Origin of the sequence: Kitasatospora sp. NPDC094028 (assembly GCF_049543595.1) — a bacterium.
Lineage (GTDB): Bacteria > Actinomycetota > Actinomycetes > Streptomycetales > Streptomycetaceae > Kitasatospora.
This window is the reverse complement of the sequence record NZ_JBMVFA010000004.1, coordinates 285189-305904: the sequence shown is the minus strand read 5'-3', so window position 1 is coordinate 305904 and position 20716 is coordinate 285189. Positions and strand designations below refer to the sequence as shown.

Genomic DNA, 20716 nt, shown 5'->3' with positions numbered 1-20716 from the left:
GCCGGTGACCCGCCCGAACCGGGGCGGGGCACCGGCCGGCCTGCCGACCGAAAACCCTTCAGGTAGCACCTGATCTACCGTTACGATCCTTACATGCTGCCCACGTCGGATTCCCTCGCCACCGCCCAGCGCTCGCTCGGCGACCCCGCCCTCGACTACCCGCTGCTGCCCCCGCTCACCACCGGCTGCCCGCGCACCGGCACCGAGGACGTCTCCTACCCGGTCGAACTCGACTACGCCTACGACAAGCTGGACGCGGCCGCCCTGTTCGCCCCGACCGCCGCCCGCACCGGCCTGGAGCGCTGGGCGCCGCTGCTGCCGCCGCTGCTCGCCCCCGGCCTCGGCGAGGGCGCCACCCCGCTGATCGAGATCGCGCCGAACACCTACGTCAAGGACGAGTCCCGCAACCCGACCTGGAGCCACAAGGACCGGCTCAACCGCTGCACCACCAGCGCCGCCCTCGCGGTCGGCGCCCCCGGCATCGCGGTGGCCTCCTCCGGCAACCACGGCGCCTCGGCGGCCGCCTACGCCGCCCGTGCCGGGCTGCGCTGCGTGGTGTTCGCCGGGCCCGACCTGCCGCCCGCCGTCGACTCCTTCCTCACCGCCTACGGCGCGGTGGTGCTCCCGGTGCCGTGGGAGGCGCGCTGGCCGCTGATGCGCCAGGCCGTCGAGCGGTACGGGCTGCACCCGGTCAGCAACCTGACCGCCACCCACACCGGGCACCCGTACGGGCCCGAGGGCTACAAGACGGTGGCGTACGAGATCTACCAGGACGTGGGAACCCCGGCCGCGGTGTTCGTGCCGACCGGCTACGGCGAGCTGCTGTACGGCGTCTGGAAGGGGTTCGCCGAGCTGCACCGCCTGGGCCTGGCGGACCGGGTGCCGCGGATCTACTCCTGCGAGTCGGCGGCGGGCGCGCCGCTGGCCGCCGCCATCGACCGCGGGCTGCCGGCCGCGCGGGTGGAGGTCGGGGCGACCTCGGCGTACTCGATCGCCTCACCGGTGGGCGGCTACCGGGGCGTGGTCGCCCTGCACGGGAGCGGCGGCCGGGCGCTCGCCCTGACCGACCCGGAGCTCGCCGAGGCCCGCGACGAACTCGCCCGCAGCGGCCTGTGGACGGAGCTGTCCGCCGCCGCGGGCCTGGCCGGGCTGCGCAGTCTCGGTGCGGCCGAACTGCCGGACGACGGGCCACTGGTGTGCATCTCGACGTCCAGCGGTTTCAAGGATATCGGGGTCGGCGGGCGCACCACCGCCCTGGTCGCCCCGGAGTGGCCGGAGGTGGAGCGCCGGTTGCGCGCCGCCGGGATCGCCGACTGACGGCCGCGGGCGCACGGCCCCGGGCAGGCCGACGGACCGCAACGCCCCGGTCCCGCCGCACCTGGTTCACCCTGAAGCGAGCCACCCGCCCCGGGCCGGTCACCCGGGCCGGTCACGCGCCGGCCCGGGCCCGGCGGGCCAGCCACCAGGCGACGGCCAGGGACACCACCAGGACGGTGAGGTTCATCCCGTTCTCTATCAGGTGGAAGGTCCCGAGCCGGTCCGCCGGCTGGTAGCTCTGCTGGATGCCGACCAGCCCGTGCTGCCGCAGGCAGCCGGTGAACGCCGCGTCCCGCCCGTCCTGGATGCTGCCGCACCACTGGCCCATCACCTCGTTGTACGGGTGGACGGCCCCGGCGACGTCCACGAACGGCGCCTTGCCGCCGTCGAGCAGCAGCTCGTTGGGCACCGGCCCGAACGGGTCGCCGCCACCGCCCCGTTCCGGGCCGAGCGGGAGCGTGCGCGTCACCGGGTCGAGCAGGTGCGGGCGCAGCTGCTCCATCAGCGAGGTGCGCGCGCCGAACGCGCCCAGCACCACCGCGAACGCGGGCAGCAGCCGGCGCAGCACCGCACCCGCCGCCACGCCGAACATGCCCCAGCCGAGGGCGAGGGTGAGCGGCAGCCAGCCGCCGGCCTGGAAGAGCGTCCCCTCGAACAGGCTGCGCCGGTCGGCGAGGTGGACGAGCTGGGCGAGGTGCAGGCACTCGGCGGCGAGCGCGGCGGCCAGCGCGCCGAGGACGGTGCCGAGCACGGCGAGCTTCCCGAACAGCCAGCGCTGCGGGCTGACGTCCTGGGACCAGGCGAGCTGCAGGGTCCGCTGCTCGTGCTCCCGGGCCAGCAGCGGCACACCGATGAACATGCCGAGCATCGCGGGCAGGAAGACCACCAGGTTCAGCTGGTAGCCGGCGATGTCGGCGGCGTCCTTGATCCGGCCGAGCCGTTCGTCGGCGACGGCCTTGGCGCAGTCCGGCCCGTGGCACAGGTCGAGCGCGCTCTGCAGCTCGGCGGCGTTGACGGCCATCCAGATCAGCACGACGGCGGTGACGGCGACGGCGCCGATCAGCTGCGCCCGGTGCTGGCGCCAGGTGAGCCAGAGGACGCCGCGCCACAGGTTCCCCCGGGCGGCGGGCGCGGGCCGTACGGCGGCGGGCGGCGGGGTGGTGGCGGGCGCGCTCACAGTCCGGTCTCCCCGATCGAGGTCCTGAGGTAGCCGAGCACGATGTCCTCCAGGGTGACGGGGTGGGCGCTCCAGCCCGGCGCCTCCAGCGGGGTGGCGGGCCCGAGCAGGGTGCGGCAGAGGTAGGTGGACTGCCGGGCGGTGTGGGTCTCGTGGACGATCTCGCCCTCGACCGGCGGCCGTTCGGCGCGCGGGCCGGTGAGCCGCAGGTGCTGGTCGAGCAGGCCGTCGACGTCGCCGTCGAGGAGGTTGCGGCCGTGCGAGAGCAGCAGTAAGTGGTCGCCCACCCCGGCGAGTTCGGCGACGACGTGGGTGGAGAGCAGGACGGTCATGCCGGTCTCGGCGACCTCGCCGAGCAGTTCGCCGGTGACGGCCTTGCGGGCGACGGGATCGAGGTTGGCCAGCGGCTCGTCGAGCAGGAGCAGCGACGGGCAGGCGCCGAGTGCGACGGCGAGCGCCACCTGGGCCTGCTGGCCGCCGGAGAGCTTGCCGCAGCGCCGGTCGAGCGGGATGCGGAAGCGCTCCAGCCAGGCGAGCGCGCGGGGCTGGTCCCAGACGTGGTTGGTGTGGCGGCCGAAGTTGAGCATGTCGGCGACGGAGAAGTCGCGGTAGAGCGGCTTGTCCTGGGAGAGCAGCACCACCCGGCCGTCCGCCCGGTACTCGCCGGCGGTGGGCCGGAGCATGCCGCTGACGATGCCCAGCAGGGTCGACTTGCCGGCGCCGTTGGCTCCGACCAGGGCGACCACGCCGCCGGCCGGGAGGGTGAAGCCGCAGTCGTCGAGGGCGGTGACGCCGCGGTACCGCTTGGTCAGTCCGCGCACTTCCAGGGCCGTGCTCATGCGTCGGCCCCGTGGCGGGCGGTGCGCTGGGCGGCGGCCGGTTCCTCCGCGAGCACGGCGGTGACGAGCGCCTTGACGTCCTCGTCCTCCAGCCCGGCCTTGCGGGCGTCGGAGACCCAGCGGGCGAGCCCGGTGCGCAGCCGCGCCATGTCGTGCGGCTCGACGGCGCCGAGCGAGCCCGTGACGAAGGTGCCGGAGCCCTGCCGGGCCTCGACCAGGCCGACGTGTTCCAGTTCGCGGTAGGCCTTGAGCACGGTGTTGGCGTTGATGGTGCACGCGACGACGACGTCGCGGACGGCGGGGAGGCGGTCGCCGGGCTTGAGCAGCCCGAGCCTGAGCGCCTCCCGGACCTGCCGCACCAGCTGGGCGTAGGCCGGGAGGCCGTCCGTCCGGTCCACATGGAATTCGATCACGGGGCTTCTCCTCGGTGGTTGAGGCCTGCCCCTGAATTGTTATGGTCAACTAGAACACTAGTCAATCACTACAGCGAAACACCTCCGATAGCGACCGTCCATCAGAAATCGGGCAACACGCGGTGCTTGCCGGCCAGCGCCGTCGAGGCGTCGGAGCGTCAGACGGGAGGAGTGCCGTCGCCTCAGAACCTGGCGGCCTGCGGCCGGGCCGCCGCCAGCCGCTCGCGCAGGCCGCGCAGCTCGTACCCGACCAGCGCGGGCAGGCCGGCCACCGGCCCGGCCTCCAGGGCGGGCCCGAGCAGGTCCAGGGCCGTCTGCGGGTCGTGCGCACAGGCATGGCAGTCGGCCACCCGGACGGTGAACAGCAGGCGGCTGGCCGGGAGTTGGGCCGGGCCGAGCAGGTCCAGCGCGGTCTCGGCGGCGACCAGGGCGCACCGGGCCAGCCGTGGGTCGTCGACCGCCGCGGCGAGGTCGCGCAGGGCGGCGGCGGCCGCGGCCTCGACCCGCATCCGCATCGAGGCGATGGTCAGCCAGGGCGCGTCCGCCTCGTCCCGGGCGCCGATGTGCTCCAGGTGCCGCCGGGCCCGGTCGATGTGCCGCAGGGTGCCCCGGACGTCCCCGGTCAGCGCGTGCGCGCGGGCCTGGCCGATCCGCCCCATCGCGCCGGCCCAGTGCCGGCCGGGGGCCGCCCGGGCGATCTCGCGGGCGTAGCCGAGGGCGGTGGCCGGGTCGCCGTCGAGCCGGGCCAGGGTGCTGAGGTCGCTGAGCGTGCCGACCGAGGTGGCCTGGTCCCCGGCGAGTTCGGCCCAGCCGAGGGCGCGGTCGAAGCAGGCCATCGCGGTGGCGTTGCGGCCGTCCTGCATCCGCAGCGCGCCGGCGGCATGGGCGTGCTCGGCGGCCAGCCGGGCCAGCGCGCGGCGCTGCGCGGCGGGGGCGACGGCGAGCCGGGCGAGCACGGCCCGCAGGGTGCGTTCGACGGCGACGACCAGCCCGGGCCGGCCGCCGGTCTCGCCGGCCCGCAGCTGGGCGGCGAGCCGGGCGGCCAGGGCGTGCGCGGTGTCGGCGTCCAGCGGCAGCGCAGCACCCGGGCGGGCCGCGCAGAACTCGGCGTGCAGGGCGGCGACTTCGGCCGGTTCGGGGACGTCGCAGCCCTCGGCGTCGTGCAGCGGGCAGAGCAGTCCGTAGTCCGGCAGCCGGCCGGGGGGCCGTACGGGCGCGGCCTTCCCGGCGCCCGCCGCGGCGGCGGGCGGCAGCGGCCCGTCCGGCAGCGGCGCCCGCAGCAGCCCGGGCGCGAGCGGCTCCAGCACGGGCAGTCCGGCGGTCTCGGCGCGCAGGCAGACGGTCTCGGCGCGCAGGCAGGCGGCTCGCAACTCGCCGCCCGCGCCCAGCAGTTCGTCGATCCGGTCGGCGATCCTCGGGGTGACCCTGCGGGCGCCGTGCTCGATCTTGCTGACGGCGGTGTGGTCGTAGCCGATCCCGGCGCCGAGTTGGGCCTGGGTCAGTCCGGCCCGCCGCCGCCAGTGCCGCAGCAGGGCGCCGAACTCCCGCCAGGCGTCCGCCTCCCGGCCGCCCGGCCGGGGTGCCCGCGGGTCGGGGCCCGTTCGGTTCCGCTCCACGAGCAGGACGGTACTGGACGGTGCGCGATCCGTACATGACATGGTCTCGACCAATTCTTGATCAGGTCTCAACCACTGGAACAAAAGCCCGGCTTGACGGAATTTGCCAACCCTATGCCGAGCGCGCACCAGCCATTGACCCGGGCATGACGCCATGTGAGGGTTCGGGCACCCGAGCGCGGACGGCCCCGCACGGCCGTCCCCGGAAGCGGCCTGCGGCGGATCCGGCATGCCGTCCGCGGTCGAGGACCCCCACGTTCGAGGAGCCTCGATGCAACGCAGAGTGTCCGCAGGACGGTTGCTCACCACGGCGACCACCCTGACGCTTCTGGTCGGCACCATAGCCGCCACCTCCGGGCCGGCCACCGCCGCGCCCACACCCGCACCGGCCCCGCCCAGCGCCCTCGCCGTCGCCGTGAACGCCGCCGACGCGGCCACCGCGGCCGGCCTGGACTCGCTGGCCAAGGGCCCCGACGAGACCTACGAGCGCCGATCCGTCACCCCGTGGCTCGGCGGCCTCTACTCCGTCTCCTACGAGCGCAGTTACCACGGCATCCCCGTGGTCGGCGGCGACGCCGTCGTGCTCGCGGACGGCCAGGGCAAGGTGCACGCCTCGCAGTCGGCCGCCCCCGGGCCGGTCGGCGGCTCGACCACCCCGAAGGTCAGCGCCGCCGACGCCGAGCGGACCGCGCGCGCCCAGCTGCCCGCGGTCGACTCGGTGGCCCAGCGCCGCCTGGTCGTCCGGGTCAAGGACGGCACCGGCCGGCTCGCCTGGGAGACGGTGCTCAAGGGCCGGACGGCGAGCGCGCCGAGCAGCCTGCACGTCTTCGTGGACGCCGCCACCGGCGAGGTCGTCGACCGCTACGACGACGTCGAGGCCGGCACCGTCAACAGCAAGTGGAACGGCCCCGCCCCGCTCACCATCAGCACCACCAACTCCGGCGGCTCGTACTCCCTGACCGACCCGAACCGGCCCGGCCTGAACTGTTCCGACTACGGCACCGGCCAGGTCTTCCGCAAGTCCTCCGACTCCTGGGGCAACGGCGACCCCTCCAGCAAGGAGACCGGCTGCGCCGACGCCATGTTCGCGGCCCAGAAGGAATGGGACATGCTCCGCGACTGGCTCGGTCGCAACGGGCACGACGGCAACGGCGGCAGCTGGCCGATCAAGGTCGGCCTGAGCGACGTCAACGCGTACTGGGACGGCAGCTCCGTCTCGATCGGCCACAGCCAGGCCGGCGAGTGGATCGGCTCCCAGGACGTCGTCGGCCACGAGTTCGGCCACGGCATCGACCAGTACACCCCCGGCGGCGCCAACAACGAGAACGGCCTCGGCGAGGGCACCGGCGACATCTTCGGCGCGCTCACCAAGGAGTACAACAACGAGCCCGCGCCCTACGACTACCCGGACTACCAGGTCGGCCGGAAGATCAACCTGGTCGGCAACGGCCCGATCCGCAACCTGTACCAGCCCTCCCTGGTCAACAACGACCCGGACTGCTACTCCTCGTCCATCCCCAGCACCGAGGTGCACGCCGCGGCCGGCCCGCTGAACCACTGGTTCTACCTGCTGTCCAACGGCTCCACCGGCGCCAACGGCAAGCCCACCAGCCCGACCTGCAACGGCTCCTCGGTCACCGGCATCGGCATGAAGCAGGCCGGCCAGGTCTGGTACGGCGGCATGCTGCTCAAGACCAGCGGCATGACCTACAAGCGGTACCGCACCACCACCCTGACCGCCGCCAAGAACCTCGACCCGACCTGCACCTTCTACAACCGCACCAAGGCGGCCTGGGACGCGGTCAGCGTCCCGGCGCAGAGCGGCGACCCGAGCTGCACGCCGTCCGGCAACAACGACTTCTCGCTCAACCTCGGCCCGGCCTCCGGCTCCGTCCAGCCCGGCTCCTCGACCACCGCGACGATCGGCACCGCGGTGACCTCGGGCACCGCGCAGACCATCGGCCTGACCGCCACCGGCGCCCCGACCGGGGTCACCGCGACCGTCTCACCGTCGTCCGTCCAGGCCGGCTCCTCCGCCACGCTGACCCTGTCGGCGAGCAACTCGGCGGCGGCGGGCACCTACACGATCACCGTCACCGGCACCGCCGGCGCGGCCACCCACACCGCCCAGTACACCCTGACGGTCGGCGGCGGCGCGCCCAACCCGGGCACCCCGCCCACCATCGACGTCGCCAAGATCCAGGCCGACCTGAGCCAGCTGAACAGCATCGCCGGCCAGAACGGCGGCAACCGCCTGGCCGGTAGCGGCGGGCACACCCAGTCCGTGGCGTTCATCAAGGCCAAGCTCCAGGCGGCCGGCTACACCGTCGTCGAGCAGACCTGCACCTCCTGCACCTACCGCTCCAACAACCTGATCGCCGACTGGCCGGGCGGCCCGTCCGACCAGGTCACCATGTTCGGCGCCCACCTGGACAGCGTCTCGGCCGGCCCCGGCATCAACGACAACGGCTCCGGCTCGGCCACCCTGCTGGAGAACGCCCTCACGCTCGCCCAGCAGAACCCGTCCCTGAGCCGCCACGTCCGCTTCGCCTGGTGGACCGGCGAGGAGCAGGGCCTCCAGGGCTCCAACTCCTACGTCGGCCAGCTGAGTTCCGCCCAGCGCTCCGCGATCAAGGGCTACTACAACTTCGACATGGTCGGCTCGCCCAACGCCGGCTACTTCATCAACAACATCTCCTCCAGCGCCGCCGCGCCGATGAAGGCGTACTGGGACTCGCTGAACCTCCAGCCGGAGGAGAACACCGAGGGCGTCGGCCGCTCGGACGACTACTCCTTCCAGCAGGCCGGCATCCCGACCTCGGGCTACGCGGCCGGCGCCGACGCCGTCAAGACCTCCGCCCAGGCGGCCAAGTGGGGCGGCCAGGCCGGCCAGTCCTACGACTCCTGCTACCACCAGTCCTGCGACACCACCGGCAACGTCGACGCGACCCCGCTCGGCCGCAGCGCCAACGGCGTGGCCTACACCATCTGGAAGACCTCGGTCGGCGGCACCACCCCCGCCAACGACTTCTCCCTCTCGGTGAACCCGGCCACCGCCACCGTCAAGCCCGGTGACTCCACCAGCGCCACCGTCTCCACCGCCACCACCTCCGGCTCCGCCCAGACCGTCAGCCTGACGGCCACCGGCGCCCCGGCCGGCGTGACGGTCTCGCTCAGCCCGACCTCGGTGCAGACCGGCGGCTCCTCCACGCTGAACATCAGCACCTCCGCCGCCACCGCCGCCGGCACCTACAGCATCACCGTCACCGGCACCGGGTCGGCCACCCACAGCACCGGCTTCTCGCTGGTCGTGGGCGGCGGCGCGCCCAACCCGGGCGGCACCTGGACGCCCGGCACCACCTACCAGGTCGGCGACGTGGTGACCTACAACGGGGTCGGCTACCGCTGCGTCCAGGGTCACACCGCCCAGGTCGGCTGGGAACCGCCGATCGTCCCCGCCCTGTGGGAGGCGATCTGACCGGCCCGTCCGGTTGACGCCTGACACCACCCGAGCCGCTGCGCCGCGATCCGTTTGAGGGGACGGATCGCGGCGCAGCCGTCTACCCTGCTCACGGACAGTCAGACGGGTGCGGGCGCATCGACCCACCCGCACCCGACCGAGCCGAGGAGCCCCCCAGGTGATCCAGCAGACCCGCGCCGTACCCGAGTTGGCCCCCGAGGCGGTCGAGCAGTGGCGCGCCGCGGGCACCGACCTGGTCGACCTGCTGGACCTCGCCCGGCGCACCCACGGCGGCCTGGCCGGCTTCCGGCTCGGCCCGCACCCGACCGTCCTGGTCACCGACCCGGCCGCCGTCCAGCACGTGCTCGGCCGCCACCCGGACCGCTACGTCAAGCGCCCGCACCGCGCCCGGATGCTGGTCGGCGACGGCGTGCTGTCCGCCACCGGGGACGCCTGGAAGCGCCAACGGCGGCTCCTGCAGTCCCAGTTCACCGGCACCGGGATGCGCCGCTACGAGCAGCGGATCGCCGCCGCCGCCCGCCGCACCGCCGAACGCTGGGCCGGCTACCGGCGCACCGGCGAGACCTTCGACGTCGCCGAGGAGATGCGCGGCTTCGCCCTGGACACCGTCTGGCGCGCCCTCACCGGGCTGCCGCTGGACGACCGCACCGACGCCGAACTGCGCGCGGTGGAACGGGTGGTCGCCGCGATGCCGACCCTGCCCGGGGACGCCGAGGACGCCCGCCGCGCGGTCGCGCCCGACCTCGCGCTGATCGACGCCGTCGCGCAGGCCGCGATCGACGCCGCCCGCACCGCCGACACCCCGGAGCCCGGCGTGCTGCGCACCCTGCTCGACGCTGGCGACCAGTACCCGGAGTACACCGACACGCTGATCCGCGACGAACTGGTCACCCTGCTGGTCGCCGGGCACGAGACCACCGCCAGCACCCTCACCTGGCTCTTCCTGCTGCTCGACCGCTTCCCCGAGGCCCGCACGGCCGACCCGCGGGCGCTGGTCGAGGAGACCCTGCGGCTCTACCCCTCCGCCTGGATCCTGCCCCGGTACGCCGTCGAGGACGACGTGGTCGAGGGCCACCGGATCGCCGCCGACACCGACGTGCTGGTCTGCCCGTACCTGATGCAGCGCGACCCGCGACTGTGGCCCGACCCGCTGCGCTTCGACCCGGCCCGCTTCTCCCCTGGCGCCGCCCGCCCCGCCCACGTCGGCGCGTACGTCCCGTTCGGCCTCGGCGCCCGCGCCTGCCTGGGCACCCAGTTCGCGCTGCGCGAGACCACCGCGCTGCTCGAACTCCTGCTGCCGCTGGGCCGCCTGGAGTTCCAGTCGGTGCCCCGGGGCAACGCCTACAGCATCACCGTCCGCCCGGACGGCCCGACCCCGGCCGTCCTGCGCTGACGGGCCTCATCCTCGGCGGGACTGCTTGATCCGGACGTAGCCGGAGCGCGGGTGCCCGATCACGGTGACGACCGGGAATCCCGGATCGGCCTCGGTCCGGGCCTTGCTGACGATCTGCCCGGTGTTGGTGCTCGACCGGCCGATCCGGACACCCCAGCCCTGGGGGACGACCAGCTTGATCTGGCCCGCGCCGCAGGTCGCCTCGACGGTGACCTCGCGGTGCGGGCAGACGGCCGAGGTGAAGTCCAGCACGATCAGGCCCATCCCGGTCTCGGCGACGATCCGGCGCGGCACCTCCCACACGCCCTTCTGCAGGATGTGCCGCATCCTGGTCCGCAGCACCAGCGGCTCGTCCGCCGCCCCCGCCGGCTCCTCGCGCGGCGCCAGGTCGGCGACCAGCGAGTCGAGTTGGCGGTACGTCCGGGACGCGAAGGCGAGCTCCAGCCGCTCGTCCAGCTCGGCGAGGTCGATCCGCCCCTCACCGGCCGCGATCCGCAACTGCTCGGCCACCGCCTCGCGGTCGGCGTCCCCCGCCCGGGCGTCGACCCCGGCCTCCGGCACCGTCCGGACGGTCGGCAGCTGCTCATCGCTCATGCGCCGACTGTACGGCACACCGCCGACGCGATCACCGGCCTGATCTACGCTGTGCGCGCCGTCCTTGAGCCCGTCCTTGAGTCCGTCCTTGAGCCCCCGCCCCCTTCGAGACCCTGGAGCCCGCCGCGATGACCCCCACCCCCGCCGGCCCGCTGTTCGCCGCCGTCGACATCGGCGGCACCAAGATCGCCGGCGCGCTGGTCGACGGTGCCGGACGGCTCCGGCACCGGCACCGGCTGCCCACCCCCGCCCGGGCCGCGGGCACGGACGTGCTCGCGGTCGTGCACCAGGTCCTGGACCACCTCGCGGCCACGGCCGACTGGCCCGCCGTGACGGCCCTCGGGATCGGCAGCGCCGGCCCGGTCGACCTCGCGGCCGGCACCGTCAGCCCGGTCAACATCCCCGGCTGGCGCGACTTCCCGCTGGTCGCCGAGGCCGCCGCGCACCCGGCGGTGGCCGCCCGCGCCCTGCCCGTCCGGCTGGCCGGGGACGGCGTGGTGATGGCCGCCGCCGAGCACTGGCGGGGCGCGGCCCGGGGCGCCGCGGACGCGCTCTGCCTGGTGGTGTCGACGGGCGTCGGCGCCGGGCTGGTGCTGGACGGCGCGGTACGGCCGGGGCGCAGCGGCAACGCGGGCCATCTCGGCCACATCACCGTCGAGTTGGACGGCGAGCCGTGCCCGTGCGGTTCGCGCGGCTGCCTGGAGGGCATCGCCAGCGGCACCGCGATCGCCCGCCGGGCCCTCGCCGCGGGCTGGCGGCCGGACGGCGAGGACCGCTCGGCCCGGGCGGTGGCGGCCGCGGCGGCGGGCGGCGAGCCGGTCGCGCTCGCCGCCTTCGACCGCGCGGCGCAGGCGCTGGCCGCCGGGATCGCCGCCACGGCCGCGCTGGTCGACCTCGGCCGGGTGGTCGTCGGCGGCGGGGTCGCCGAGGCCGGGGACGTGCTGTTCGCGCCGCTCGCCCGTCACCTGGACCGCTACGCGGCCCTGCCGTACGTACGCGGCCTGGACGTGCGCCGCGCCGAGCTGGGCACCGACGCGGGGCTGATCGGCGCGGCGGCGCTCTGCCGCTGAGAGGACACGCCCTGGGCCCCTCAGGCCCGCTGCGGGTGCCCGAACAGCAGGTCGTAGCCGTCCGGAAGCTGCTCGACCACCCGGTCGACCAACTGCCCGGGCACCAGGTCCGCGAGGGTGCTGAGCACCGCCCCGATGTCCCACTGCGCGGTGGCGACCGTCGCGCCGTCGATCCAGCCGACCACGGCCTGGACGAAGCGTTCGGCGGTCAGCGGTTCGCAGGCGGGGCCGGAGTCGCGCAGCGGTCCGGCGTAGGCCTCCGGCAGGGCGTCGGCGAGTTCGGCGCGCTCGGCGCCCACCAGGTGCTCGCCGAGCAGCCCGAGCACGACCCGGGTGGCGTGCTCCGCCTCGGCCTCGTCCCGGTACTCGCCGCGTTCGACGACGCGGGCGAGGAAGTCCTCCCGGCTGATGGTCATCGCGTCCTCCTTCCGGTCGAGGGCGACCGGCGGGACCCCCGCGTGCCCGACCCCCGTGGGACGCTCCGGGGCCCGTCCTGCTCAGCGTACTGCGGCCCGCCGACGACGAGACCGGTCGAACGGCCCGGGAAGCGGGGCCGGAAGTCGGGCCGGGAGGGGCGACCGGACGGGCGGATCGACGCCGTTGTCGATCGCGCCGCCGGTCCGTGCCGCGGCCGGCACGGGACGCCGCCGGGCCCCGGGGTCCGAGGGGCCGTGGGCGGCCGAAGAGGCGGCTCAGCCCGCCGAGGTGCGGCAGCGCCGGCGCGGGCGCAGCGGCGATGACACTCTGCCACCGCTGCGGGCCGGGACCCGCTGGGCGGGCACGGCGGACGGGGCGGTGGCCGCCGCCTCGGCGGCCCGCGCGTCCTCCGGCATAAAGCCCGCGAGAAAGCGTCGCTCGCTCGGGCTGAGTTTGCGCGACCGGCCGGATTCGCGGTCCCGGGCGACCACGACGGTGCGCGCCCGCATAAAGGTGCGCGGCTCGCGGAGGACATTCACCTCGACGTGCGCGGAACTCCGGCCGAGCCGTTCGACGGTCAACCGCACGGACAACGGCTCGGGCTGGTGGTGCAACTGCTCGAGATAATCGATCTCGTGCCGCGCGATAATGAATCCGGACGGGAACAGGGATTCCCGGACGGCGGTCGCGTGGTGGCGGAACAGGTCGTAAATCCCCTCCTGGATGTAGCCGACCAAGCGGGCGTTGTTGATGTGCCCGTTCTCGTCGACGTCGCTCCAGCGGGTGGAGCAGGACAGCACGTGCCCGACCGGGCTCGACGCGCTCACTGCTCCGTCAGCCCGGCGCCGGCCCCGGCCGGGAGCAGGGCGCGCCGCAACCGGGCGTAGTAGCCGGAGTGTTCGGCCGCCATCCGCGCCGCGGTCCAGCCCTCCTCGGCGGCCTCGGCGGCGGCCTGCACGACCAGGCTGTCGAGCACGGCGTCCACCGACCGGCACAGGTCGGCGACGGCGGCGAGCCGTTCGGTGACGTCCACGCCGCCGGTGGCGGTACGGGCCGGAAATGCGGCGAGCGAGTCCACGGCGAGCTGCAGGTCGTCGATGACCTCCGACCGGCTCTCCGCCACGGAATTCCCGATGCGCCGTTCTGCTGGTGCGTTCTGCCTGTTCCGCATCTTCGACATGATTTTCTCCATGACTGTATTCCGACAGTGACTGCCATGACGGCCCGCTGGCTGGTGAACGAATGCACCGTATCGGCGTTCGGCCCCCCGACGCCTTCGACGCTATCCCAGTCGGCGCGGGTCGGCAGATGGTTTCCGGAGGTGGACCGGAAACTGACTTCCATTGGAGTAGTTTGCCGGGGTACACAATATGCCCCATCAGCCGAATGCCTTCGCCGAATCGGGTGGTATCGCCGACCCGGGCCGCAAAATCGACTACCGAGCGTCACCGATCTGCTAAAGAGCACTCCACCACCTCGCCTTGTACAGCCGCGTGCCGCGCAGCACCCGCAGGCCCTCGGGCCGGTGCAGGGTGATCACCGAGGTGCACCAGTCGCACGGGCCCTCGTGCTCGGGGGCGACGGTCAGCAGCCGGCCGGTGAAGGGCTCGTCGCCGATGCTCTTGACGTCCCGCTCGGCGGCCGGATCGGCCGGCCGGACGGGGGTGAAGCGGTCGGCGGCCGGGTCGTACCGGTACAGGTGCCGCAGGGTGCTCACCCAGAACCGCCCGGGCTCGGCCAGCACCGGCGCGAGGTCGTGCCCGCCCCGGTCGGGCAGTGGTACCCGGCGGACCGGGGTCAGGGCGGGCGCGGCCGGGGTGCCGCCGACCCGCAGCGCGACCAGCGCGTCGTCGCCGAGTGCCCAGAGCAGTCCGGTCCGCCCGTCCCACTGGACGCCGTGCGCGCCCGGCAGCGGGTACCCGGCGTACCGGGCGTCGCGCGGGCCCTGGGAGGCCGCGTACAGCCGGACCCAGCCGCCGGCGCTCGCCACGACGGCGACGTTGCCGTCCGGCAGCAGTTCGATGCTGTGCGGGTTGGCGGCGGCGCCGAGGTCCGCCGCCCAGCGGACCCGGCGGGTCGCGGTGTCGACGACGACGGCGAGGCCGCCGGAGGCGGTGGCGATCAGGTGCCGGCGGCCCTGCCGGACCCGGCTCTTGGCCTCGTCCGGGTTGCTCCAGCTCCGGTCCGGCCGCAGGTCGGCCAGCCCGGGCTCCCGGTCGGCGCTCCAGCTCCACCACACGGGCAGCCGGTCCGGCCCCTGGTAGGCCATCAGCTCCTCGGCGCTCTGCAGCACCAGCACCCGCCGGGAGCCCTGGTCGACGGCCGCGACCGCCCATCCGGGCGACTTCGCGGCGGCCTGCCCGCCGGGCGCGCACAGCAGCAACACGGCCCCCACGGCCGCCAGGGCTCTTCCGCGCACGCCCCCACGCTGCCGCCTCGGCACCGCCCGCGCACCACGGCACGCCGCCGAACGGCCGGACGCCCGCCCGCCCCCGCGGCGCTGCGGGTACGGGCGGGCGCCGGCTCGGCGGCCCCGTCAGCCGAGGGTGTCGGCGGCGACCGGGGCGGAGAGCTCGACGGTCTTCCCGTTCGAACCCGTCTTGACGAACTGCCAGGTGAGCCCGCTGATGACGCCCTTGTCGAGCGGGGCGAGCCTGGCGAAGGCGGGCTGGCTGAGGTCGATGTGGGTGGCGTCGCAGGAGGGGCACTGGTCCTTGACCGGGACGGTGACGGTCTTGCCCTGGTACGTCACCTTGACCGAAATGCCCTTGCAGAGCGGGTCGTTGTTGGGGTTGGCGGAGGTCCACCAGCTGCGCGGGACGGCGACCAGCAGCTGGCTGGAGGCGTTGATCTGGGTGCCGCAGGCGCCGTAACCGGCGTCGGTGTAGTAGGTCGCCTTGCCGGTCATCGGCTTGTTGATCGGGATGGCCGCGCTCGCGCTGCCCGCGGTCAGGGCGAGGAGGGCGGCGGCGGCGAGCGGTGCGCCCGCGAGGATCCTGAGGTTCTTGCTGATGGCGCGCATGGTTCCCCTCCGGTCGGTCAGTCGAATGACGTGCTCATGACAGGGAGAACGCCGATAGCGCACGGGGGTGCCACCGGTCCGGGCCGGCTCGATGCGCTATCGGACAACAGGAACGTATGCAACCGATGCGGACACGGTCCAGACCTCTGCCGTGTTGGCATGAACACAAGGCAGAGATCTTTACCAATGCCCCCGAAGAGGCGAAGATGCGTGACCCCGCGGCAGCCCGACGAGTTGACACCACGTCACACCCGGAACCCAGCCCGCCCCCGGAGGCCCCGCCAGATGCGCACCGCACTCGCCGCCCTGCTCCTCGGCACCGTCCTGCTCCCGGCTGCCGCCGCCTCCGCCGCACCGGCCGCCGCCGACGCCCGGCCCCGCGAGGTCAACCAGGGCTACAGCATCCCGGTCGGCGGCGTCACCGACCTCGGCGCGCTCCCGGTCCTGGGCAGCCTCGGCCTGGACTTCGCCCGGCTTCTGGGGCAGTAGGGGCAGCAGCCGTCCGTCTGGCGATAGGCTCGTCCCGCGCGGCGATCCACCCGCGCGCGAGCCCGAGGGGGGAACGCATGATCGGGGACCTGCTGCCGGACGTGGTCGCGACCGAGGTGGCCTACGACGACCCGCCGGAGGCCCGGCTGGAACCCGCCGAGGCCGCCGTGGTCGCCCGGGCCGTGGACAAGCGCCGCCGCGAGTTCACCACCGTCCGGCACTGCGCCCGCGCCGCCCTCACCCGGATCGGCGTCCCGTACCGCCCGCTCGTGCCCGGCCTGCGCGGCGGCCCGAGCTGGCCGGACGGCGTGGTCGGCAGCCTCACCCACTGCGACGGCTTCCGCGCCGCCGCCGTCGCCCGGGCCGGCGAGCTGGCCTCGATCGGCATCGACGCCGAGCCGGCGCTGCCGCTGCCCGAGGGCGTCCAGGAGGCGATCGCGCTGCCCGCCGAGCAGCGGCGGCTCGCCGAGCTGAGCGCCGCGCGGCCGGACGTCCCCTGGGACCGCATCCTGTTCAGCGCCAAGGAGTCCGTCTACAAGGCGTGGTTCCCGCTGACCCTGAAGTTCCTGGAGTTCAGCGAAGCCGAGCTGACCCTCGACCCGGACGGCACCTTCACCGCCCGCCTGCTGGTCCCCGGCCCGGAGGTCTCCGGGCGGCGCCTGGACGGCTTCGACGGCCGCTGGGCGGTGCGCGACGGCCTGCTCGCCACCGCCATCGCCGTCGCCCCGTAGCGGCCGTAACCGCCGTCACGCCGGGGCCGTTCGGGCGTTCGCCGGACAGGCCCGCGGCATATGCTCGGTCCTGTGACGGTGACTTATGTGATCGACGGCGGTGAGATCCGCACCCTGGACGACTTCTGGGACGCGGTCGGACGGACGATCGGCGTCGACGGCTACTTCGGCCGCAACCTCGACGCCTTCGCCGACTGCCTGCGCGGCGGCTACGGCACGCCCGACGACGGCGACTGGGTCATCGAGTGGCGCGACCACGAGGCCTCCCGGCGCAGCCTCGGCTACCCGGAGACCGTCCGCCGGCTGGAGCAGCGGCAGACCCGCTGCCACCCGGCCAACCGCGAGCACGTGGCCGCCGAACTGGCCGCCGCCCGGGCCGGGAAGGGGCCGACCGTCTTCGACTGGCTGGTCCGGATCATCGAGGACGAGCACCCGGGCGGCCTGCGCCTGGCGTGACGCCCACGCGTCAGAACACCTCCGACAGCCGGACGAACCGCCGCCCCGCCGCCAGCATCCCCGGCACCGCCGCCGCCACCCCGGCGGCGGTGCCGCCGCCCGGGTGGTTCATGTGCCCGATCACGATCGCACCGACCGGGGCCCCCGCCACCTCCCGCCGCACCTCGGCGGCGCTCAGGGTGGCGCCGCCGTCCCCGTTGACGGAGAAGCCGGCCACCCGTTCGCCCAGGTCGGCGACCACCCTGGTGGCCACGTCGTCGTAGTGCGCGGTGCCGGAGCGGAAGAACCGGGGCGGCCGCCCGAGCAGCCCGGTGAGCTGCTGCGCGTTGCCCGCGATCTCGTCGTACACCTCGCCCACGTCGCGGGTGCCGGCGATGCCGTAGGCGGAGCGGCCGGTGACCGAGAGCGGGCGGTGCGCGGTGCCGTGGTTGCCGATCTCGAACAGCGGGTCGGCGGCGAGCCGGGCGAAGACGTCCGGGTTGGCGTCGATCCAGCGGGCGTTCAGGAACAGGGTGGCCGGGACGGCGTGCTCGCGCAGGAAGTCGATCAGCGCGGCGTCGTAGCCGTTGCCGCCCGCGCCCCCGCAGGCGTCGAAGGTGAGCGCCGTCGCCCGCTGCCCGTCCGGCAGCTCGGTGACCACCCCGGGGACCTCCAGCCCCCAGTCGGCCGGGCTCGCACCGCCGTAGCGCCGCACCACCTCCGCCCGGGTCGGCTCCTTCACGGCGGACGGTGCGGCGGACGGTGCGGCGGAGGGCGCGGCGGTGGGTGCGGCGGTGGCCGCCCCGGTCGTCGGCGCGGCACCCGACGAAGGCGCAGCGGTGGCGGCAGCGGTGGCGGTCGGCGACGCCGACACCGGCGCGGCGGCGGACGGACTCCCCGGTGCCGCCGCCGGCCCCGCCCCGCCCCCCGAGGCCCGGCACCCGGCCAGAGCACCCCCGGCCACCGCCGCCAGCAGCGCCCGCCGACTCAGCCCCACACCCGCCTCCGTTCCACGCCCGGCTTCCGGTACCCACGAACCATGTACCGATGAATCGTCACACCGCGCAACTCCGCTCCACCGGCCCACCCCCACCCGGCCCCCTTCACCCGCTCGCCCCGCCCCGGTGGGCCGCGCCTCACCGCCGGTTCACCCCGCGGGGTAGGTCCGCGAGCGACCCGACCGCCGCCCCCCGGAGGCCCCGATGCCCACCGACCCCGCAGCCGACCCCGCAGCCGAGCCCACATCCGCGCCCGCGCCCACCTCCGCGCCCCGGCCCGACCGCCGGACCGTCCTGCGCGGCGCCCTCGCCCTCGCCGCGGCCACCGCCGCCACCACCGCGGCGGCCGGCACCGCGGCGGCCGGCACCGCCGCGGCCGCCGACGCCCCCGCCGACCGGACCTTCACCCTCACCGGCCACCTCCCCACCGGCTCCCCCGACTTCGTCCACCTGCCGGTCGAAGTCCCGGACGGCGTCCGGGAGATCGCCGTCTCGTACGGCTACGACAAGCCGCCGGTCCCGGCCGGCACCCCCGGCAACTCCTGCGACATCGGCATCTTCGACGAGCGCGGCACCGACCTCGGCGGCGACGGCTTCCGCGGCTGGTCCGGCGGCTTCCGCACCGAGTTCAGCGTGGCCGCGGACACCGCGACCCCCGGCTACCTGCCCGGCCCGATCAACCCGGGGACCTGGCACATCGTGCTCGGCCCCTACCAGGTGGCCCCGCAGGGCCTGGACTACCACGTCCAGGTCACCCTGCGGTTCGGCGAGCCCGGCCCGGAGTTCACCCCGCACTACCCGCCGGAGCGCGCCCGCGGCCGCGGCCGGGCCTGGTACCGCGGCGACTGCCACCTGCACACCGTGCACTCGGACGGCCGGCGGCTCCCGGAGGAGGTGGCCGCCGGAGCCCGCGAGGCCGGCCTGGACTTCATCGTCTCGACCGACCACAACACCAGCTCCTCGCACGCCGTCTGGGGCCCGCTGGCCGGCCCTGACCTGCTGATCCTGACCGGCGAGGAGGTCACCACCCGCAACGGCCACTGGCTGGCCCTCGGCCTGCCGGCCGGCGAGTTCGTCGACTGGCGCTACCGCTCCCGCGACGAGGAGTACCCGCGCCTCGTCCGCGAGGTCCACCGCTCCGGTGCCCTGGTGGTGCCCGCGCACCCGTACTGCCCGTACGTCGCCTGCCAGTGGAAGTTCGGCTACGAGCAGGCCGACGCCGTCGAGGTGTGGAACGGGCCCTGGACGTACGACGACGAGTCGGCCGTCGACACCTGGGACTCCCGGCTCGCCGTCGCCCTGCGGCACGGCCGCGGCTGGACGCCCGCGATGGGCAACAGCGACGCGCACAGCGCCCCGCAGGTGATCGGCTCGCCGCACAACGTCGTGCTCGCCGAGGACCTGACCCGGGACGCGATCCTCGACGGACTGCGCGCCGGGCGCAGCTGGCTCGCCGAGTCCGCGGCCGTCCGGCTGGACCTCACCGTCACCGGGCACGGCCGCCAGGCCGGCATCGGCGAGGAGCTGACCGTCCCCGCCGACGCCCCGCTGGACGTCCGCCTCACCGTCTCCGGGGTGCCCGGCGGCACCGTGCGGCTGCTCACCGACGAGGGGCAGATGCACCAGGAGCCGCTGGCCGCGGACGGCTCCGGCACGGTGGTGTGGCGCACCACCGCGTCGCTGGCCGCGTACGTCCGCGCCGAAGTCCGCCACCCGAAGGCGGACGGCACGGCGGGCAAGGGCAACTCGATGGGGCCGGACCTGCCGTGGGGGCCGATGGCGGCCCTCACCAACCCGGTCGTGCTGCGCGTCGAGGGCCGCTGACCGGCACCGCGGCGGCCGCACCGGGCCTCCGCGGCGGGGCGGTGCGGCCGCCGCGGGCCGGGAGGGGGGAGGACTCCGGGCACCCGGTTGGACTAGGTTGATCCCCGAACGCATCAGTCGTAGGGACGAGGCGGTCGGTTGTCCGTATCCGGGCGGACCGGCCGTCCCCCCGTGCTCCGACCGCCTCGCCCCGGCTTCCCGTCCCCGTCCCCGGCCCGCGAAGGGATCAGCAGCTGTGAACCGTACGACCGTAGGTGGGCCGGAACTCGGAGGCGGTCGGGGAGCCGGGGGCGTCCTCGTCCTCGTCGACCCGTCCGGGGACGGGCACAGCCCGGTCGCGGAGCTGCTGGCGGCGCGGCTGGACCCGAGCGTCCACCTGCGGACGGACGACTTCCTGAAGGTCATCCGCACCGGGCAGCTCCCGCCGCACCCGCCCGAGGTCCGGCGCCGGAACGCCACCGCCCTCGCGGCCGCCGCCCAAGCCGCCTTCGCCTACGCCACCGGCGGCTACCAGGTCGTCGTCGAGGCCGCGGACGTCCCGCCCACCCTGGACACCTTCCGCCGCGAGAGCCGCACCACCGGCGCCGCCCTGCACTACGTCGTCCTCCGGCCCGCCGCCGCGGACTCCCCCCTCGCCCGGCACAGCCTCGACGCCGCCGCGCTCACCCCCGAAGCCACCGCCGACACCATCCTCACCGCCCTCGCCGACCGCACCCACCTGCTCGGCTGGTGACGGGCCCCGACCCGCCGCCGGGTGAACACCCGCGCATCATCCCCTTATCGAGTAGCCTCACCACCGTTCCCCACCATCCACCCCCCACCCGCCTGCCGGCGGGTGCCCGCCCCTGCCCTCGCCGCGTGCCGGGCGGCACGCGGCGCTCGGACCGGCGGGACAGCAGC

At 75.0% G+C, this 20716-nt stretch carries 20 protein-coding genes; 9 read left to right on the top strand and 11 right to left on the bottom strand.

What is annotated here, in order from left to right:
• Positions 1–93 precede the first annotated feature (93 nt).
• On the top strand, positions 94–1317 hold the full coding sequence (locus tag ACPC54_RS09195) for a threonine synthase (protein ID WP_498962881.1): 1224 nt from the start codon (positions 94–96) through the stop codon (positions 1315–1317).
• Between the two features lie 112 nt (positions 1318–1429).
• On the opposite strand, the gene ACPC54_RS09190 is transcribed toward ACPC54_RS09195, so the two are convergent.
• The 4 genes from ACPC54_RS09190 to ACPC54_RS09175 all read right to left on the bottom strand — a co-directional run bounded on the left by ACPC54_RS09190 (position 1430) and on the right by ACPC54_RS09175 (position 5362).
• On the bottom strand, positions 1430–2494 hold the full coding sequence (locus ACPC54_RS09190) for an ABC-2 membrane transporter-related protein (protein ID WP_498962879.1): 1065 nt from the start codon (positions 2492–2494) through the stop codon (positions 1430–1432).
• Entirely contained in the window at positions 2491–3333 is an 843-nt protein-coding gene (locus tag ACPC54_RS09185) for an ABC transporter ATP-binding protein (RefSeq protein WP_498962877.1), read from the bottom strand. The genes ACPC54_RS09190 and ACPC54_RS09185 overlap by 4 nt, the downstream gene beginning before the upstream one ends.
• Positions 3330–3746 (bottom strand): GntR family transcriptional regulator, encoded by a 417-nt coding sequence (locus tag ACPC54_RS09180; protein ID WP_498962875.1) that lies wholly within the window; start codon positions 3744–3746, stop codon positions 3330–3332. Before ACPC54_RS09180 ends, ACPC54_RS09185 begins: the two co-directional genes overlap by 4 nt.
• Positions 3747–3928: 182 nt before the next feature.
• Positions 3929–5362, bottom strand: a complete 1434-nt coding sequence (locus tag ACPC54_RS09175) for an NsdA family TPR-like regulatory protein (RefSeq protein WP_498962873.1) — start codon at positions 5360–5362, stop codon at positions 3929–3931.
• A gap of 271 nt (positions 5363–5633) precedes the next feature.
• On the opposite strand from ACPC54_RS09175, the gene ACPC54_RS09170 reads away from it, so the two are divergent.
• On the top strand, positions 5634–8840 hold the full coding sequence (locus ACPC54_RS09170) for a M28 family peptidase (RefSeq protein ID WP_498962871.1): 3207 nt from the start codon (positions 5634–5636) through the stop codon (positions 8838–8840).
• A 160-nt stretch (positions 8841–9000) separates the two neighbouring features.
• Entirely contained in the window at positions 9001–10236 is a 1236-nt protein-coding gene (locus tag ACPC54_RS09165) for a cytochrome P450 (protein ID WP_498962869.1), read from the top strand.
• A gap of 6 nt (positions 10237–10242) precedes the next feature.
• Here ACPC54_RS09165 and ACPC54_RS09160 read toward each other — a convergent pair whose 3' ends face one another.
• The gene (locus tag ACPC54_RS09160; RefSeq protein WP_498962868.1) at positions 10243–10830 is read right to left on the bottom strand and encodes a DUF1707 SHOCT-like domain-containing protein; all 588 of its coding nucleotides are present in this window, start codon (positions 10828–10830) and stop codon (positions 10243–10245) included.
• 128 nt (positions 10831–10958) lie between these two features.
• Between ACPC54_RS09160 and ACPC54_RS09155 the strand changes: the two genes are divergently transcribed.
• Positions 10959–11900, top strand: coding sequence for an ROK family protein (locus tag ACPC54_RS09155; RefSeq protein ID WP_498962866.1), 942 nt, complete (start codon positions 10959–10961; stop codon positions 11898–11900).
• A 20-nt stretch (positions 11901–11920) separates the two neighbouring features.
• Here the strand turns inward: ACPC54_RS09155 and ACPC54_RS09150 are convergent, their stop codons facing one another.
• The 5 genes from ACPC54_RS09150 to ACPC54_RS09130 all read right to left on the bottom strand — a co-directional run bounded on the left by ACPC54_RS09150 (position 11921) and on the right by ACPC54_RS09130 (position 15339).
• Entirely contained in the window at positions 11921–12316 is a 396-nt protein-coding gene (locus tag ACPC54_RS09150; RefSeq protein ID WP_498962864.1) for a DUF2267 domain-containing protein, read from the bottom strand.
• 276 nt (positions 12317–12592) lie between these two features.
• A complete protein-coding gene (locus tag ACPC54_RS09145; protein WP_498962863.1) occupies positions 12593–13144 on the bottom strand; it encodes an acyl-CoA thioesterase in 552 nt (183 codons plus the stop codon).
• Positions 13141–13440, bottom strand: coding sequence for a hypothetical protein (locus ACPC54_RS09140; protein ID WP_498962861.1), 300 nt, complete (start codon positions 13438–13440; stop codon positions 13141–13143). Before ACPC54_RS09140 ends, ACPC54_RS09145 begins: the two co-directional genes overlap by 4 nt.
• 333 nt (positions 13441–13773) lie before the next feature.
• Positions 13774–14736, bottom strand: coding sequence for a DUF6528 family protein (locus ACPC54_RS09135; protein ID WP_498962859.1), 963 nt, complete (start codon positions 14734–14736; stop codon positions 13774–13776).
• A 117-nt stretch (positions 14737–14853) separates the two neighbouring features.
• The gene (locus ACPC54_RS09130) at positions 14854–15339 is read right to left on the bottom strand and encodes a cysteine/serine endopeptidase inhibitor (RefSeq protein WP_498962857.1); all 486 of its coding nucleotides are present in this window, start codon (positions 15337–15339) and stop codon (positions 14854–14856) included.
• Between the two features lie 285 nt (positions 15340–15624).
• Between ACPC54_RS09130 and ACPC54_RS09125 the strand changes: the two genes are divergently transcribed.
• From ACPC54_RS09125 to ACPC54_RS09115, 3 genes are all read left to right on the top strand, one after another.
• Complete coding sequence (locus ACPC54_RS09125) at positions 15625–15828, top strand: hypothetical protein (protein ID WP_498962855.1); 204 nt, start codon at positions 15625–15627, stop codon at positions 15826–15828.
• 77 nt (positions 15829–15905) lie between these two features.
• Positions 15906–16559: a 4'-phosphopantetheinyl transferase family protein gene (locus ACPC54_RS09120; RefSeq protein WP_498962853.1), complete on the top strand. Its 654-nt coding sequence runs from the start codon at positions 15906–15908 to the stop codon at positions 16557–16559.
• A 72-nt stretch (positions 16560–16631) separates the two neighbouring features.
• The gene (locus tag ACPC54_RS09115; RefSeq protein ID WP_498962851.1) at positions 16632–17015 is read left to right on the top strand and encodes a barstar family protein; all 384 of its coding nucleotides are present in this window, start codon (positions 16632–16634) and stop codon (positions 17013–17015) included.
• A gap of 10 nt (positions 17016–17025) precedes the next feature.
• Here the strand turns inward: ACPC54_RS09115 and ACPC54_RS09110 are convergent, their stop codons facing one another.
• Positions 17026–17736 (bottom strand): polysaccharide deacetylase family protein, encoded by a 711-nt coding sequence (locus tag ACPC54_RS09110; protein ID WP_498962849.1) that lies wholly within the window; start codon positions 17734–17736, stop codon positions 17026–17028.
• A gap of 460 nt (positions 17737–18196) precedes the next feature.
• Between ACPC54_RS09110 and ACPC54_RS09105 the strand changes: the two genes are divergently transcribed.
• Together ACPC54_RS09105 and ACPC54_RS09100 are read left to right on the top strand one after the other, a co-directional pair.
• Complete coding sequence (locus ACPC54_RS09105; protein WP_498962847.1) at positions 18197–19816, top strand: CehA/McbA family metallohydrolase; 1620 nt, start codon at positions 18197–18199, stop codon at positions 19814–19816.
• A 235-nt stretch (positions 19817–20051) separates the two neighbouring features.
• Entirely contained in the window at positions 20052–20549 is a 498-nt protein-coding gene (locus tag ACPC54_RS09100; protein ID WP_498962845.1) for a hypothetical protein, read from the top strand.
• Positions 20550–20716 lie beyond the last annotated feature (167 nt).